At 71.2% G+C, this 13,995-nt stretch carries 19 protein-coding genes; 8 read left to right on the top strand and 11 right to left on the bottom strand.

Translation table 11 applies throughout. The features are described 5' to 3' along the window. Both ACFE64_RS12790 and ACFE64_RS12785 read left to right on the top strand, forming a co-directional pair. A partial coding sequence (locus ACFE64_RS12790; protein WP_375392846.1) for a CoA-transferase occupies positions 1–472 on the top strand: 472 nt, incomplete at its 5' end. Continuing rightward, positions 462–1,934 (top strand): hypothetical protein, encoded by a 1,473-nt coding sequence (locus ACFE64_RS12785; RefSeq protein WP_375392845.1) that lies wholly within the window; start codon positions 462–464, stop codon positions 1,932–1,934. The genes ACFE64_RS12790 and ACFE64_RS12785, both read left to right, overlap by 11 nt. Before the next feature lie 3 nt (positions 1,935–1,937). Here ACFE64_RS12785 and ACFE64_RS12780 read toward each other — a convergent pair whose 3' ends face one another. Continuing rightward, complete coding sequence (locus ACFE64_RS12780; protein ID WP_375392844.1) at positions 1,938–2,522, bottom strand: cysteine hydrolase family protein; 585 nt, start codon at positions 2,520–2,522, stop codon at positions 1,938–1,940. Positions 2,523–2,679: 157 nt separating this feature from the next. On the opposite strand from ACFE64_RS12780, the gene ACFE64_RS12775 reads away from it, so the two are divergent. Then, entirely contained in the window at positions 2,680–2,847 is a 168-nt protein-coding gene (locus ACFE64_RS12775) for a hypothetical protein (protein ID WP_375392843.1), read from the top strand. A 19-nt stretch (positions 2,848–2,866) separates the two neighbouring features. Here the strand turns inward: ACFE64_RS12775 and ACFE64_RS12770 are convergent, their stop codons facing one another. After that, a complete protein-coding gene (locus ACFE64_RS12770) occupies positions 2,867–4,180 on the bottom strand; it encodes an MFS transporter (RefSeq protein ID WP_375392842.1) in 1,314 nt (437 codons plus the stop codon). A 122-nt stretch (positions 4,181–4,302) separates the two neighbouring features. On the opposite strand from ACFE64_RS12770, the gene pgsA reads away from it, so the two are divergent. From pgsA to ACFE64_RS12755, 3 genes are read left to right on the top strand one after another with little or no spacing between them, the layout of a single operon-like run. Further along, a complete protein-coding gene (gene pgsA / locus ACFE64_RS12765; RefSeq protein WP_375392841.1) occupies positions 4,303–4,869 on the top strand; it encodes a CDP-diacylglycerol--glycerol-3-phosphate 3-phosphatidyltransferase in 567 nt (188 codons plus the stop codon). A 7-nt stretch (positions 4,870–4,876) separates the two neighbouring features. Next, complete coding sequence (moaD, locus tag ACFE64_RS12760) at positions 4,877–5,128, top strand: molybdopterin converting factor subunit 1 (RefSeq protein ID WP_375392847.1); 252 nt, start codon at positions 4,877–4,879, stop codon at positions 5,126–5,128. Continuing rightward, the gene (locus ACFE64_RS12755) at positions 5,125–5,562 is read left to right on the top strand and encodes a molybdenum cofactor biosynthesis protein MoaE (RefSeq protein ID WP_375392840.1); all 438 of its coding nucleotides are present in this window, start codon (positions 5,125–5,127) and stop codon (positions 5,560–5,562) included. Before moaD ends, ACFE64_RS12755 begins: the two co-directional genes overlap by 4 nt. A gap of 147 nt (positions 5,563–5,709) precedes the next feature. Here ACFE64_RS12755 and ACFE64_RS12750 read toward each other — a convergent pair whose 3' ends face one another. Continuing rightward, positions 5,710–6,342: a fasciclin domain-containing protein gene (locus ACFE64_RS12750; RefSeq protein ID WP_375392839.1), complete on the bottom strand. Its 633-nt coding sequence runs from the start codon at positions 6,340–6,342 to the stop codon at positions 5,710–5,712. A gap of 107 nt (positions 6,343–6,449) precedes the next feature. On the opposite strand from ACFE64_RS12750, the gene epsC reads away from it, so the two are divergent. Further along, positions 6,450–7,127 carry a serine O-acetyltransferase EpsC gene (gene epsC / locus ACFE64_RS12745; RefSeq protein ID WP_375392838.1) on the top strand — a complete coding sequence of 226 codons (678 nt, stop codon included), beginning with the start codon at positions 6,450–6,452 and terminating at the stop codon, positions 7,125–7,127. Then, a complete protein-coding gene (locus tag ACFE64_RS12740) occupies positions 7,127–7,465 on the top strand; it encodes a DUF2794 domain-containing protein (protein WP_375392837.1) in 339 nt (112 codons plus the stop codon). Before epsC ends, ACFE64_RS12740 begins: the two co-directional genes overlap by 1 nt. On the opposite strand, the gene ACFE64_RS12735 is transcribed toward ACFE64_RS12740, so the two are convergent. The 8 genes from ACFE64_RS12735 to ACFE64_RS12700 form a co-directional block, all read right to left on the bottom strand. Further along, entirely contained in the window at positions 7,462–8,505 is a 1,044-nt protein-coding gene (locus tag ACFE64_RS12735) for a hypothetical protein (RefSeq protein WP_375392836.1), read from the bottom strand. The two genes, ACFE64_RS12740 and ACFE64_RS12735, sit on opposite strands and share 4 nt — an antisense overlap. A 58-nt stretch (positions 8,506–8,563) precedes the next feature. Further along, positions 8,564–9,463 (bottom strand): SDR family NAD(P)-dependent oxidoreductase, encoded by a 900-nt coding sequence (locus ACFE64_RS12730; RefSeq protein WP_375392835.1) that lies wholly within the window; start codon positions 9,461–9,463, stop codon positions 8,564–8,566. Positions 9,464–9,543: 80 nt separating this feature from the next. Beyond that, positions 9,544–9,969: a hypothetical protein gene (locus ACFE64_RS12725; RefSeq protein WP_375392834.1), complete on the bottom strand. Its 426-nt coding sequence runs from the start codon at positions 9,967–9,969 to the stop codon at positions 9,544–9,546. A gap of 102 nt (positions 9,970–10,071) precedes the next feature. Continuing rightward, positions 10,072–10,764 (bottom strand): phosphate regulon transcriptional regulator PhoB, encoded by a 693-nt coding sequence (phoB, locus tag ACFE64_RS12720; protein ID WP_375392833.1) that lies wholly within the window; start codon positions 10,762–10,764, stop codon positions 10,072–10,074. After that, positions 10,764–11,447 carry a phosphate signaling complex protein PhoU gene (phoU, locus tag ACFE64_RS12715; protein WP_375392832.1) on the bottom strand — a complete coding sequence of 228 codons (684 nt, stop codon included), beginning with the start codon at positions 11,445–11,447 and terminating at the stop codon, positions 10,764–10,766. Before phoU ends, phoB begins: the two co-directional genes overlap by 1 nt. 10 nt (positions 11,448–11,457) lie before the next feature. Further along, the gene (gene pstB / locus ACFE64_RS12710) at positions 11,458–12,228 is read right to left on the bottom strand and encodes a phosphate ABC transporter ATP-binding protein PstB (RefSeq protein ID WP_375392831.1); all 771 of its coding nucleotides are present in this window, start codon (positions 12,226–12,228) and stop codon (positions 11,458–11,460) included. Continuing rightward, positions 12,225–13,514, bottom strand: a complete 1,290-nt coding sequence (gene pstA, locus ACFE64_RS12705) for a phosphate ABC transporter permease PstA (RefSeq protein WP_375392830.1) — start codon at positions 13,512–13,514, stop codon at positions 12,225–12,227. The genes pstB and pstA overlap by 4 nt, the downstream gene beginning before the upstream one ends. Positions 13,515–13,670: 156 nt before the next feature. Then, positions 13,671–13,995 (bottom strand): PstC family ABC transporter permease (locus ACFE64_RS12700; RefSeq protein ID WP_375392829.1); only part of this gene is annotated, 325 nt, incomplete at its 5' end.

The raw sequence follows: 13,995 nt of genomic DNA, 5'->3' as shown, positions 1-13,995 counted from the left end.
GTTCCCCTATGACGACGAGGTCGATCCCGACCTCATCAACGCCGGCAAGCAGACGATTTCCGAGCTGCCGTCGTCCAGCTACTTCTCCTCGGCGGACAGCTTCGCGATGATCCGCGGCGGGCATATCGACCTGACCGTGCTCGGCGCCATGGAGGTGGCCGAGAACGGCGACATCGCCAACTGGATGATCCCCGGCAAGATGATCAAGGGGATGGGCGGCGCGATGGACCTGGTCGCGGGGGTCAAGCGGATCATCGTGGTGATGGAGCACACCTCCAAGGCGGGCGAGCCGAAGTTCATCCCCGCCTGCACGCTGCCGCTGACGGGGCGCAACGTGGTCGACATGATCGTCACCGACCTGGCGGTGTTCGCGCGGCCCGATCACGGCACCTCCTTCCGCCTGATCGAGCTCGCCCCCGGCATAACCCCGGAGGAGGTGAAGACGAAGACCACCGCCGCCTATGACACCTGACCTGCTCGCGTTGTGGCTTGCGGCCGCCGCCCCGGCCGCGCCCGACCGCGACTGGGCCGCCGCGCTCCGCGCCGACGCGCAGGCGCTCCACGACGATGTCGCCGCCAACCATCCCGGTCCGGTCAACGCCGCGGACCCCGGTTTCGGCGCGCGCAACGATCGCTGGCTGGGCGAGGCGCTGGCGCGGGCGGCGCGGGTGAAGGATTATGCCGGCTATCTGTACGCGATGCGGGCCTATGGGGCGCATTTCGACGACGGTCATCTCGCCTTCTACACCGACAAGGGACCCGATCTCGCCGCGCGCTGGCCGGGGTTCCTGACCGCGTACGAGAACGATGGGCGGCAGCGCGTGCGCGTGCGCGCCGACGACGCGCCCGTGTCGATCGGTGCGACGCTGATCGGCTGCGACGGGCAGGGCGCATACACGCTGGCGGCGCGCAATGTCGGCGCGTTTCGGGGCCGCTGGTCGCTGCTGTCGACGCGGGTAGGGCAGGGCTGGCGCCTGTTCGTCGACACCGGCAACCCCTATGTGACCCGCCCGGCGCGCTGCACCTTCCGGGTCGATGGTCAGCGACGGCGCGTCACGCTGGCGTGGCGGCCCTTGCCGGACGCCGAATATGACCGGCGGGTCGCATCGCTGAACCGGGGGACGCCGGAGCCGATCGGGGCTCGGACATTCCCGGACGGCACGCGCTGGTTCACGCTGAGCGGTTTCGACGGCGACCCGGCGGGCAAGGACGCCGCGGCGCTTGTCCCCCTGATCGCCGCGATGAAGCGTGACCGCGACGCGATCGCCGCGGCCCCACGGATCGTGCTCGACCTGCGCGGCAACAATGGCGGCTCGTCAGACTGGTCGCGCCAGATCGCCGCGGTGCTGTGGGGGCGGGCGGCGCTGGCCGGGCTGGACAAGGCGGGGCGGACGACGCACGTCGACTGGCGCGCTTCGCCCGCCAATCTCGCCCGCCTGATCGCCTATCGCGAGCAGTTCGCGCAGGCGCCCGACGCCGCGCCGGCGATCCGCAGCTATTTCGCCGGCGCGGCGGCGGGCATGGCGGCCGCGCTGGCCAGGGGGCAGCCGCTGTGGCGCGAGCCGGACGACCTGTATCATGAGACGCCGGTCACGGGGCCCGCCGCGGCCCCCGTTACGTCGCTGCGCGCCCGCGTGTTCTTCGTCACCGACACTGGTTGCGCCTCGGCCTGCCTCGACGCGGCCGACTTGTGGCGCTCGCTGGGCGCGGTGCAGGTCGGGCAGGAGACCAGCGCCGACACGCTGTACATGGATATCCGCGAGGACCCGCTGCCCAGCGGCATCGCGGGCGTGGCGGTGCCGATGAAGGTCTATCGCGGGCGCAAACGGGGTGCGAACGTGCCGCTGCGGCCGGTGCACGCCTTTGCCGGCGATATGCGGGACACCCTGGCGCTGGAGGCCTGGGTGGCGACGCTGCCCGAGCGGGGGCGTTAGGCGTCAGCGCGTCGCTTCGCGCCAGCCGGCGAGGCTCAACTCCCCCGTCGGCCGGGTCTCCGCGCCCATCGCATGGTTCATCACGGCGAGCGCCCAGCGGGTGCGCTGGGGGTCCTCACCCGCGACCGCGTCGGCCGGCGTCCAGAGCTGGTATTCGCGCATGTGCGCATCGGCGGCGGTGAACAGGACGCAGATGTCCGCGGCGAGCCCTGTCAGCACCAGCCGGCCGACGCCGAGCCGCGGCAGGATGGCGGGCAGCGTGGTCGCGTAGAAGCCGGAGAATTGCGGCTTGACGACGAAATAATCGTCGGGTCGCGGCGCGAGCTTGGCCGCGATCGCCTGGCCGGGACAACCGGGCTCGCTGGCCGAGCGGACCAGGCCGGCGCGGTCGTCCTTCCAGTCGCCGTGATTGTCGTTGCAATAGATCACCGGCACGCCCGCCGCATCGGCCTGGTCGCGCAGGGCAAGAATCGCGTCCGCCGCCGCTTCGGCTGCCGGACGCAACCGATCCGCGCCGGGGAACTCCAACCGGTTGATCATGTCCAGGATGAGCAGCGCCGCGCCGCTGCCGGAAACCGGGTTCGCCATGACCGGGCAGAGCGCTCTGCGCCGCGGCCGGTTCCGCTACGCCGTTGCGATTACGCCGATCGGGCAGTGTGCCGTTTGGGCACAGCCGCTTGCGGGACAATCCTTAACCTTCTTTAACGCTGGTCGGAATCGTAAACAGGGCGTTAACGCGGTCGCCATGACCCGACGCCTTGTCCTCACCCATGAAGCCGCCCGTCATCCGTTCCGCCGCGCGCTGCCGCCGCCCGTCGTGGTGGCGGGGCCGCGCGACGACGACCGCGACTGGAAGCTGTTCGTGCTCAGCTTCGCGGCCTTCTTCACCTGTTTCTACACGTTCATCTTCTAGGGGCGTCCGCCAGGCGCGCTCAGGCCGGCTGCGCGCGTGCGTGCCGGTCGCAGGCGCGGTGGAGCTTCCACGCCAGCCACGCCGCGCCGAGGCTCATCGCCGCGACCAGAAACAGCAGGTCGGGCGCGCTGACGCCGGCATAGCTGATCCCGATCACCGCGACCGAGCCGATCGCCATCGCCGCCGAGTTGACGACGTTGTTCGCCGCCACCGTGCGCGCGGTATGGTCCTTCTCCACCGTGGTGGTCAGGAAGGCGTAGAGCGGCACCACGAACATGCCGCCGGTTACCGCGATCGCCAGCAGCGTCAGCAGCACCAGCGCCGCGCGCGGCTGGGCGATGAACTCGCTCCAGTTGTACAAATGCCCCGCCGGCGCGGGCTCCCACGTCCGCACGACCAGCGAGAACAGCACGACGCACACGCCCATCAGGATCACCGAGCCCGGGGCGTAGCGCGCCGAGATGCGCCCGCGCAGCAGCGTGTTGATGACCACCGAGCCGATCGCGATGCCGACCGACAGCGTCGCCGTGAACAGGCTGGCGACGACTGGCGTGGTGGTCAGCACGTTGCGCACCAGCGACGGGAAGATGATGATCAGCACCGCCGCGATCGTCCAGAAGAAGCTGATCGCGCAGATCGCGAGGAACAGCCGCGGGATGTGCAGCGTCGCCCCGATCAGCCGCCACGACGAGGTGAACGGGTTGCCGTCGATCGCCAGCCGCGGCCCGACGCGTGGCGCGGGCGGCACTTGCCGGCCGGTGAACCAGCCGATGCCGGCGATCAGCAGCACGGCGACCGCCGCCTCGTCGATCCCGATATAGCCCGCCAGGATGGTGCCGAGCAGGATGGCGAGATAGGTGCCCGCCTCGACCAGCCCGGTGCCGCCCAGCACGTCCTCGGCGGCCAGGTGCTGCGGCAGGATGGCATATTTGATCGGCCCGAAGAAGGTGGAGTGCAGACCCAGCAGGAACACCGCGGCAAGCATCAGGACGATGCCGAGCTGGGTGTGCCCGCGCTCGGCGATCAGCAGCCCGCCGGCGCCGACCAGCATGATCGCGATCTCCGCCGTCTTCACGATGCGCGTGATCCGCGCCTTGTCGTTCGCGTCGGCGAGCTGCCCGGCGAGCGCGGAAAACAGGATGAAGGGCAGGATCGACAGCCCCGTCGCCAGCGCATTGAAGCTCTGCTCCACCCGCGCGTCGTTGAAGATGCGGTAGGTGGCGAACAGCACCATCGTCTGCTTGAACAGGTTGTCGTTGAACGCCCCGAGGAACTGGGTGCAGAAGAGCGGCAGGAAGCGCCGCCGCTTCAGCAACCCGAGCGCATTGATCATTGCAGGTGGCGAGCTCGTGTCGTGGCGTGGTCGCAGCCGACTGTAGCGAAGCGTCGCGCCGCTGCAACCTTCGGACATGCCGAGGCTTTCGCCGGGGCGGCGGCGCGGGTAGGATGGCAGCGATGCTGACGCTGCCCAACCTGTTGACGCTCTCGCGCATCGTGGCGGTGCCGCTGCTGGTCGGGCTGCTGTGGCGGCCGGAATGGGCGCTCGGCTATGCGGTCGCCTTCGCGCTCTACTGCCTGATGGGCGTCACCGATTATCTCGACGGCTATCTGGCGCGCGCGCAGGGCACGGTCAGCAAGCTCGGTCAGTTCCTGGATCCCATCGCGGACAAGATCATGGTCGCGGCCGTCATCCTGATGCTGGTCGGCACCCGCTTCGAGGACCGGGCGATCATCACCGGCGTCCACCTGATCGCGGCGCTGGTGATCCTGCTGCGCGAGATCGCGGTGAGCGGGCTGCGCGAGTTCCTGGGCGGCATCCAGGTGTCGGTGCCCGTCTCGCGGCTGGCGAAGTGGAAGACGACATGCCAGCTCGTCGCGCTCGGCGCGCTGATCCTGGCGGGTGCGCTGCCGGGGGTCGCGGCGGTGAAGCTGGTCGGGCTGGCGACGCTGTGGGCGGCGGCGGTGCTGACGGCGATCACCGGCTGGGACTATCTGCGCATCGGCCTGAAGCACATGGACTGAGCCGGTGCTGCGGATCCTGTACTTCGCCTCGGTCCGCGAGGCGGTCGGGACGGGCGAGGAGCTGGTCGACCCGCCGCCCGAGGCTGCGACCGTGGACGCGCTGGTCGACTGGCTGGCCACCGTAAGCCCCGCCCATGCGGCCGCCTTCGCCGACCGCGCGCGGCTGCGCGCCGCGGTGGACGGGCGCTTCGTGCCGCTCGATGCGGCATTGGGCGCGCCGGCGGAGGTGGCGCTGTTCCCGCCGGTGACGGGCGGATGATCCGGATCCTGGTGGACCTGGCGCCGATCGACGCGGGGGCCGAGCTGGTGCGGGCGGAAGCGGCCGGCGCGGGAGCGGTCGCGACGTTCACCGGGCTGGTCCGTTCGGATGACGGTGTGGAGCAGCTGGAGCTGGAGCATTATCCCGGCGCGACCGAGGCGGCGCTGGCCGCGCTCGCCGAGGCCGCGACGGCGCGCTGGACGCTGGGCGCGGTGACGATCGTCCATCGCGTCGGCCCGATGCGGCCGGGCGACCGCATCGTCTTCGTCGCCGCCGCCGCACCGCACCGCGCCGCGGCACTGGAAGCATGCGCCTATCTCATCGACCGGCTGAAGACCGACGCGCCGTTCTGGAAAAAGGAGACCCGCGGCGCGCAGGCGCGCTGGGTGGAGGCGCGGACGACCGACGACGCGGCGGCGGCGCGGTGGGACTGACGTTTGCCGTCATGCCGGCCGCCGTGCCGGCATCCACCCTGCAATCCTCGCCCACGCCGCGGCAAGGCCGCGTCGTCGACCGCCGCTGGTGCGCCGCCGGCCGGGCTGGCGTGCGTGCTGCGACGGCGCGCCGCAGCCGCGCTGCGTCTATGGCAGCCGCGGCACCAGCACGCCGTTGACGACGTGCAGCACGCCATTGGCCTGGCGCACGTCGGCGACCTCGACATAGCTCCGGTTCGCGCCCGCGTCGGTCAGCGTGACGATGCCGCCCGTCGCGGTGACGGCGATCGGCTCGCCCGCCGCGCTGGTCAGGGTCGCGCGGCCGCCGCCGGCGACGACCCGGCGCATCAGCTCGACGCCGGTGAGCGCGCCGGCGACCCGATGCAGGTCGAGCAGCTTGACCAGCGCGGCGTGGTTCTCCGGCCTGAGCAGCGCGTCCACCGTCCCCGGCTGCAAGCGCGCGAACGCCGCGTCGGACGGCGCGAAGACGGTGAACGGTCCCACCCCCTTCAGCGCATCCGTCTCGCCCGCGGCGGCGAGCAGGCGCGCAAAGGTCGCGAGGATCGGCGCGGCGGCGATGTTGTCGGCCATGCTGCGCTCGGCCGGCATGACGACGCCGCCCACCGCCGGGTTGCCGCCGGGGATCATTGGCGGCGATCGGGGCAGCGCCGCGTCGCCGGCGGGCGCCCCGCCGGCCGCGGTGGCGGGGCGATCGGCCGGTTGCGCGCAGCCGGCGATGAGCGCGCAGAGGATCAGGCCGGCGGTGGCGCGACGATGCATCGTCCGGGTGTCGCAGGTCGCCGCGCCCGGGGCAACGGGGGGCCGTGCGTCGCCCCTCGCAATCGCGCCGGGCTGCGCCTAGATGGTCGGCAACAGGGGAAGTCACGATGCCGAGCCGGTTAACGGCCTATCTCGATTCGATCCGGGCGCGCGATCCCGCGCCGCGGAGCCGGGCGGAGATCCTGCTCTATCCGGGCCTGTGGGCGGTCGGCTTCCATCGCGTCGCGCATTGGCTGTTCCGCCGGCGCGCCTATTTCCTGGCGCGCGCGGTCAATCATTGGTCGCGCGCCTGGACCGCGATCGACATCCATCCCGGTGCGACGATCGGTCGCAATTTCTTCATCGACCACGGCTTCGTCGTGATCGGCGAGACCGCCGAGATCGGCGATGACGTGACGATCTACCAGTGCGTGACGCTGGGCGGGACCAGCCCGGACAACGGTGTCGCGGGTAAGCGACACCCGACGCTCGGCGATGGCGTCATCGTCGGTTCGGGCGCGCAGGTGCTGGGGCCGATCACGGTCGGGCCGCGCGCGCGGATCGGCGCGAACGCGGTCGTCACCAAGGCGGTCGCGGCGGGTGCGGTGATGGTCGGCATCCCCGCGCGGCCGACCACGGTCGCGGGCGGGCGGGCCGAGGCGCCGTTCCTCGCCTATGGCACGCCGTGCGCCGAGCTGTTCGACCCGCAGACCCAGAAGGTGGAGTTGCTCCGCTGCGAGCTCGACACGTTGCGCCGGCGGCTCGATGCGCTGGTGGAGGAAGACGGGGCGAAGCGCAGCGCCTGATGGGTATCGTCACGCCCTTTCCGCAGCCCGCGCGGGCGGGCCAGATCGGCTTCGAGCGGCTGGAGCTGACGCGCATCCTCGATCTCTACGGCCGCATGGTCGCCGCCGGGCACTGGCGCGACTATGCCATCCAGCTGGGGCAGGACGCGGCCGTGTTCGCCGCCTTCCGCCGCGCCGCCGAGCGGCCCGAGTTCCGAATCGAGAAGCGCCCGGCGCTGCGCCACCGGCAGGGCCTGTGGGCGCTGATCGGCGAGGGCGGCGCGGTGCTCAAGCGCGGCCACGAGCTCGGCCCGGTGCTCGCGCCGGTCGAGCGGCGGCTGCTGAAGCTGGTCGATTAGGCCGGCAGCAGCTGCACCGGCGGCAGGCGGCCGGCGAGGCCGTCCCCGAGCCGCGCCACCACCCGCGCGCGCACGGGATGCCAGAAGGCGGACAGCAGCAGCAGCGCCGAGCCGATCACGAAGCCGGTGAAGGCGGCGCTCAGCTCCACCGCGCCCGCGTGCCGGAACAGCTCGTACAGCGCGTAGAGCACATAGGCGAGGCTGGAGACCAGCAGCGCGCGCCGGTCCACCGCCAGCGCGACCAGCGCGAACACGACGTAGAGCAGCAGCACCACTATGGCGCGGCCCGCATCGATCTCGCCGTCGAACACGCCGAGCAGGTTGAACAGGGCGTGCGCGATCATCGGCGCGGCGGCGAGATGCAGCCAGAAGGCGACGTCCGAGCGGCGCGTGCGGCGCTCGCGATCGCTCATGTCCCAGCGCATCGCCACCGCGAAGACGCCGAGGCCGGCGGCCAGCAGCACCGGCCAGATGAGCCGCGTCCCCGCCGATGGGAAGCTCCCCGCGAACAGCGCGACGACCACGCCCGCCAGCGCGGCCGCACCCGCCGCGACCGTGATCGGCACCATGAAGCGGCGCCAGTGAAGATACGCCGCGCCCGCGCTCGCGATTGCGGCGGCGGCGGCGATGAAGGCCTGCGTGCGCGGCGAGACGACCGGTGCCGGCCCGACCGCCTCCAGCAGCCCGCTGCCCACAGCTCCCGCCACGCCGCCGACGAACGCGAGCAGCAGGAGGATGCTCGGCAACGCCATCCGCCGGCGCGCCGTGAAATACAGTGCGAGCAGCCAGGCGCTGCCCGCGACGGCGACGCCACCCAGCGGGCTGGAGAGACGCTGGCCGATCTGTTCCACCGCGGCCAGGATCAACACGACCGCGATCGACACGAAGATGTCGTTGAAGCCCGTCAACAGCCGGAACTGCTCCTCGTCCACCGCCGGCGCTTGCCGGCCGAACGCGACGTGGCGGCGGAATGCGGCCGCCGACTCGGCGCTCAGCGCGCCCGCGGCGACGGCCTGGTCGAGATCGCTTTCCGAATACATCGCCTATCCTCCGCTACGGCTGGACGATAACACGAGTGTATTGCTGTAGCAATACGCCTTAGCCGGCCTGCAGCGCCTTGGCGGCCAGCATGCCCTGTTCCGCCCCCGATTTCGGCACGATCTCGCCGGTCCGGTCGGTGATCGCGTCCCAGTTGGCGGCGATGCCTTCCGGCGACAGGTCATCGCCCGTCAGCAGCTTGCCGGGGGTGAGCGTCACGTTCACGGCGGCCGTGACGCCCGCGCCGGACGCGACGATCTGGTTGGTCGGTGCGCCCTCCGACACCAGGAACAGCGCGGCGGCGACCACCTTGGCCGGGTCGAACAGCTTGAACGCCTCGGCCGGGAACAGATCCTCGGTCATCCGCGTGCCCGCGGTCGGGGCGAGCGTGTTGACGCGGACGTCGTTCTTCGCGCCTTCGAGGTAGAGCGTCTTGGTGAGCCCGGCGAGGCCCATCTTCGCCGCGCCGTAATTGGCCTGACCGAAATTGCCGAACAGCCCGGTCGAGGAGGCGGTCATCAGGATGCGCCCGTAATTCTGCGCGCGGAACGTCTCCCAGCACGCCTTGGTGGCGAAAGCCGAGCCGATCAGATGGACGCGGACGACGAACTCGAAATCGGCCGGCTCCATCTTGGCGAAGGTCTTGTCGCGCAGCACGCCGGCGTTGTTGATGAGGATGTGGACGCCGCCCCAGCGCTCCTTGGCGCGCGCGACCATCTCGACCATCTGGTCGTAATCGGTGACGCTGCCACCGTTTGCCATCGCTTCGCCGCCGGCGGCCGCGATCTCCTCCACGACCGCCTGCGCCGCGTCGGACGCGCCCGTGCCGGTGCGGTCGCCACCCAGATCGTTGACGACCACCCTCGCGCCGCGGCGGGCGAGCTCGAGCGCGTATTGGCGGCCGAGACCGCCGCCGGCACCGGTGACGATGGCGACGCGGTCGTCGAAGCGGATGGTCATGGAAAAGGCGCTCCTGCCGGGTGAACGGGAGCGCCTGTCCTTAGCTGCGATGGGCGCGCGCGCAACCGCCCGCGCGCGGCTTACTTGTGCCGGCGGTGCGCCGCCGTGTGATGGGCGTCGCTCGCCTGCATGCAGCCGTCATACTGGCCCGGCTTGCAGATCGGATAATGTGCGAGCGGCGCGGGGGCCGGGTAGGCCTGATCCGGGCTGGGCGCCTGCTGATAGGTGACCTGCGCGCCGGGCTGCACCGGGCCGCTGGTCGGTGGCGCGGACGGCTGATAGCCGCCGACCGGCGTACCGCCCGGGGCCGGCGCCGTCGTCGTCTGCGCCTGGGTCGACGGGTCGGCCGCGGTTGACGGCGAGGTCGTGCCCTGATCGGTCGCGGGCGGCGTAGCCGTCTGGCCCGGCGCGCTCATGCTGTCGCCGCCGGCGGGAGGCGTCGAGCCGGTGGTCTGGGCGAAGGCCGGCATCGCGAAAGCCGCGGCGGCCAAGAGGATGAGCTTCATTGCCGGTTCTCCTGAATGTATGGCGAATAGCGGGCCGATAAACGCACCGAGGCCGCGTTGTGTCCTTCGTTTCGCAGCCGAGTCGTCTTGCTGACGCCGTTTTCATTCGCCTGCGTCGAGCGCGTAGCCGGCCGAGCGCACCGTGCGGATGATGTCCGGCCGCTCGCCCGTATTGATCGCCTTGCGCAGGCGGCGGATGTGGACGTCGACGGTGCGTGCCTCGATATCGCTGTCATGGCCCCACACGGCGTCGAGCAGCCGCTCGCGCGAGAACACCCAGCCGGGATGTTCGAGAAAGTGCTTGAGCAGGCGGAACTCGGTGGGGCCGAGCGGCACCGTCTCGCCGGCGCGGCGGACCTTGTGGCCGACCGTGTCCATCTCCAGGTCCGCATAGGCGAGCGTCTCGCCGGCCAGCGCCGGGCGGACGCGGCGCAGCACCGCGCCGACGCGCGCGACCAGCTCGCGCGGGGAAAAGGGCTTGGTGACGTAATCGTCCGCGCCCGTCTCCAGCCCGCGCACCCGATCCTCCTCCTCGCCGCGCGCGGTGAGCATGATGATCGGCACGTTGGCGGTCTCGGGCGCGCGGCGCAGGCGGCGGCACACCTCCAGCCCCGACAACCCCTCCACCATCCAGTCGAGCAGCACGATGTCGGGCGCCTTCTCGCGCGCGAGCAGCAGCGCCTCCTCGCCGTCGGCGGTCTGCACGACCTCGAAATCCTCGCGGGAGAAGTGCCAGGTCAGGAGCTCGACGAGCGCGGCGTCGTCCTCGACCAGCAGCATGCGGGCGCGTGGCATCATAGGCTCCTTGCCGATCGCTCGCGCTCGGCCATCTGCGTGCCGGTCGCGGCGAAATAGACCATCTCGGCGACATTGGTCGCGTGATCGCCGATCCGCTCCAGGTTCTTGGCGACGAACAGCAGGTGCGCGACCTGGCTGATCGTCTTCGGGTTCTCGACCATGTAGGTGACGAGCGTGCGGAAGATGCTGTCGTAGAAATCGTCGAGCGCGCTGTCGCTCTCGCAGACCCGGACGGCGGCGTCCGCGTCGCGCGCGGCGAAGGCGTCGAGCGCGTCGCGCACCATCTCCGACGCCATGCGCGCCATCGCCGGGAGAGTGGAGACCGGCTCGATCCGCTGCTCGCTCTCGATCAGCGGCACGCGCTTGGCGATGTTCTTGGCATAGTCGCCGATCCGCTCGACGACGCCGGCGATCTTGAGCGCGGCGACCACCTCGCGCAGGTCGTTCGCCATCGGCGCGCGCAGCGCGATGATGCGCACCGCCAGCCGCTCCACTTCCGCCTCGATCGCGTCGATCGCCTTGTCGTCGGCGCGCACGCGATCGGCGTGATCGCGGTCGACGCGCTGCAGCGCCAGCATCGCCTGCGCGATCGCGTCCTCGGCGAGGCCGCCCATCTGCGAGATGAGGCCGCGGAGCTGGCCGATATCGGCGTCGAAGGCCTTGACGGTATGTTCGATCATGATGGGGTCCTCAGCCGTAGCGGCCGGTGATGTAGTCGCGCGTGCGCTGCTCGCGCGGGTTGGTGAAGATCTCGGACGTATCGCCATATTCGACGAGCCGGCCGAGGTGGAAGAAGGCGGTGCGTTGCGAGACGCGCGCGGCCTGCTGCATGTTGTGGGTGACGATCGCGATGGCGTAGCGGCCCTTCAGCTCGTGGATCAGCTCCTCGATGCGCGCGGTCGCGATCGGATCGAGCGCGCTGCACGGCTCGTCCATCAGGATCACCTCCGGATCCACGGCGATCGCGCGGGCGATGCACAGCCGCTGCTGCTGGCCGCCGGACAGCGCGGTGCCGGAGTCGGCGAGGCGATCCTTCACCTCGTTCCACAGCCCGGCGCGCTGCAGCGAGCGTTCGACGATCGCGTCGAGCTGCGCGCGGCCGTGCGCCAGCCCGTGGATGCGCGCGCCGTAGGCGACGTTCTCGTAGATCGATTTGGGGAACGGGTTGGGCTTCTGGAACACCATGCCGACGCGGGCGCGCAGCTGCACGACGTCCATCGCCGATGCGTAGATGTCCTGCCCGTCCAGCCTGATCTCGCCCTCGACGCGCGCCGAGGGCACGGTGTCGTTCATGCGGTTGAGCGTGCGCAGGAAGGTCGACTTGCCGCAGCCGGACGGGCCGATGAAGGCGGTGACGTTGTCCTGGTCGATCGCGATCGACACGTCGTCGATCGCACGGTTCTCGCCATAATAGACGCTGACGTGCTCGGCGGTGATCTTGGGAGGATGGTTGGTGGTCACCAGCGGGTCTCGAAGCGGTTGCGCAGCCAGATCGCGACGCCGTTCATCGCGAGCAGGAGGACGAGGAGGACGACGATCGCGGCCGAGGTCTTCTCGACGAAGCCGCGATTGACCTCGTCCGACCACAGGAAGATCTGCACCGGCAACACGGTGGCGGGGCTGGTCAGCCCGCCGGGCGGCGCGGCGATGAACGCGCGCATCCCGATCATCAGCAAGGGTGCGGTCTCGCCCAGCGCGCGCGCCATGCCGATGATCGTGCCGGTGAGGATGCCCGGCAGCGCCAGCGGCAGGACGTGGTGGAAGACGACCTGCACCGGGCTGGCACCGATGCCGAGCGCGGCGTCGCGGATCGACGGCGGCACGCCCTTGATCGCGTTGCGGCCGGCGATGACGATGACCGGCATCGTCATCAGCCCCAGCGTCAGCCCGCCGACGATCGGGGCGGAGCGCGGCAGGCCGAACGTGCCCAGGAACACGGCCAGGCCGAGCAGCCCGAAGATGATCGAGGGCACCGCGGCGAGATTGTTGATCGAGACCTCGATCAGGTCGGTCCAGCGGTTCCGCGGCGCATATTCCTCCAGGTAGAGCGCTGCGAGTACGCCGACCGGGAAGGCGCAGGCGAGCGTCACCGCCATGGTGAGGAGCGAGCCCTTGAGCGCCCCCCAGACGCCGACGCGGGTGGCGTCGGTGGAATCGGCGGCGGTGAGGAAGGGCAGGTTGAGCCCGCGCGCGAGCGGCAGCTTCGCGGCGGCGGCTTCGGCGGCGGCCGTGCCCTTGCCCTTGTAGGCGACGTCGATCTCCGACGTGACCGGTACGGCGAGGGTGAAGGAACGGGCCAGCCGGGAGGGGTCCGCCTTCAGCGCGTCGCGCACCTTGAGCCAGGCGTCGTCGGACAGGATGGCGGCGCCGCCGGCCTGCGGAAAGGCACGGTTGGCGGCGGCGTCGACCGCGCCCTCCAGCCCCGCGCCGGCCAGCGCCAGGTCCGCGCCGCGCCCGGCGAGCTGCGCGGGCGTGACCTGGAGACGGGCGGGCCGGAGGTCGACCGGCAGCGCGACGCGGGTCTCGGTGAAGCCGCCCAGCCCCTGCGCGAGCATCGTCGCCAGCAGGTAGGCGAGGAACGCGACCGACAGCGCCACCGCCGCCAGCGCCGCGAGGCGGAACCGCCGCTCGGCCGCGTAGCGCGCGCGGATGCGGCGGTTCATCGACGTGGTGGTCCAGTCCGTCGGCGCGGCCGCGGCGGGCTCCGCGGGACCGACCGGGAGCTGCGGGACAAGGGACTCGCTCACCCTTGCTCCTCTACCGCGTTGGCGGGGGAGGGGGACCGCCGCGACGCGGTGGTGGAGGGGGCTGGTGCGACATCAGGGGCGCAAGCCCCCTCCGTCACGCGGCTGCGCCGCGCACCACCTCCCCCGCGATCGCAGGGGAGGAGCAGTGTGGCAGCTCTATTCATACGCCTCGCGATACCGCTTCACCACGCGCAGCGCGACGATGTTGAGCAGCAGCGTGATCGCGAACAGCGTCAGGCCGAGCGCGAAGGCGGCGAGCGTCTTGGGGCTGTCGAACTCCGCCTCGCCGGTCAGGAGGTCGACGATCTGGCGGGTGACGGTGGTGGTCGGCGCGAGCGGGTTCAGGGTCAGCGTCGCGACGCCCGAGGCCGCCATCACCACGATCATCGTCTCGCCGATCGCGCGGCTGACCGCGAGCAGCACGCCGCCGACCACGCCGGGCAGCGCGGCCGGGACGAGCACGCGGCGGATCGTCTCGGAC

Origin of the sequence: uncultured Sphingomonas sp. (assembly GCF_964250165.1) — a bacterium.
GTDB lineage: Bacteria > Pseudomonadota > Alphaproteobacteria > Sphingomonadales > Sphingomonadaceae > Sphingomonas.
This window is presented reverse-complemented; position numbering and strand designations above follow the sequence as displayed.

What these genes read in the sequence shown, in the direction of transcription:
- ACFE64_RS12785 (WP_375392845.1), top strand. Translation starts at nt 462, where the DNA reads ATGACACCTGACCTGCTCGCGTTGTGGCTTGCGGCCGCCGCCCCGGCC.
- ACFE64_RS12780 (WP_375392844.1), bottom strand. Translation starts at nt 2,522, where the DNA reads ATGGCGAACCCGGTTTCCGGCAGCGGCGCGGCGCTGCTCATCCTGGAC.
- ACFE64_RS12775 (WP_375392843.1), top strand. Translation starts at nt 2,680, where the DNA reads ATGACCCGACGCCTTGTCCTCACCCATGAAGCCGCCCGTCATCCGTTC.
- ACFE64_RS12770 (WP_375392842.1), bottom strand. Translation starts at nt 4,180, where the DNA reads ATGATCAATGCGCTCGGGTTGCTGAAGCGGCGGCGCTTCCTGCCGCTC.
- pgsA (WP_375392841.1), top strand. Translation starts at nt 4,303, where the DNA reads ATGCTGACGCTGCCCAACCTGTTGACGCTCTCGCGCATCGTGGCGGTG.
- ACFE64_RS12755 (WP_375392840.1), top strand. Translation starts at nt 5,125, where the DNA reads ATGATCCGGATCCTGGTGGACCTGGCGCCGATCGACGCGGGGGCCGAG.
- ACFE64_RS12750 (WP_375392839.1), bottom strand. Translation starts at nt 6,342, where the DNA reads ATGCATCGTCGCGCCACCGCCGGCCTGATCCTCTGCGCGCTCATCGCC.
- epsC (WP_375392838.1), top strand. Translation starts at nt 6,450, where the DNA reads ATGCCGAGCCGGTTAACGGCCTATCTCGATTCGATCCGGGCGCGCGAT.
- ACFE64_RS12740 (WP_375392837.1), top strand. Translation starts at nt 7,127, where the DNA reads ATGGGTATCGTCACGCCCTTTCCGCAGCCCGCGCGGGCGGGCCAGATC.
- ACFE64_RS12735 (WP_375392836.1), bottom strand. Translation starts at nt 8,505, where the DNA reads ATGTATTCGGAAAGCGATCTCGACCAGGCCGTCGCCGCGGGCGCGCTG.
- ACFE64_RS12730 (WP_375392835.1), bottom strand. Translation starts at nt 9,463, where the DNA reads ATGACCATCCGCTTCGACGACCGCGTCGCCATCGTCACCGGTGCCGGC.
- ACFE64_RS12725 (WP_375392834.1), bottom strand. Translation starts at nt 9,969, where the DNA reads ATGAAGCTCATCCTCTTGGCCGCCGCGGCTTTCGCGATGCCGGCCTTC.
- phoB (WP_375392833.1), bottom strand. Translation starts at nt 10,764, where the DNA reads ATGCCACGCGCCCGCATGCTGCTGGTCGAGGACGACGCCGCGCTCGTC.
- phoU (WP_375392832.1), bottom strand. Translation starts at nt 11,447, where the DNA reads ATGATCGAACATACCGTCAAGGCCTTCGACGCCGATATCGGCCAGCTC.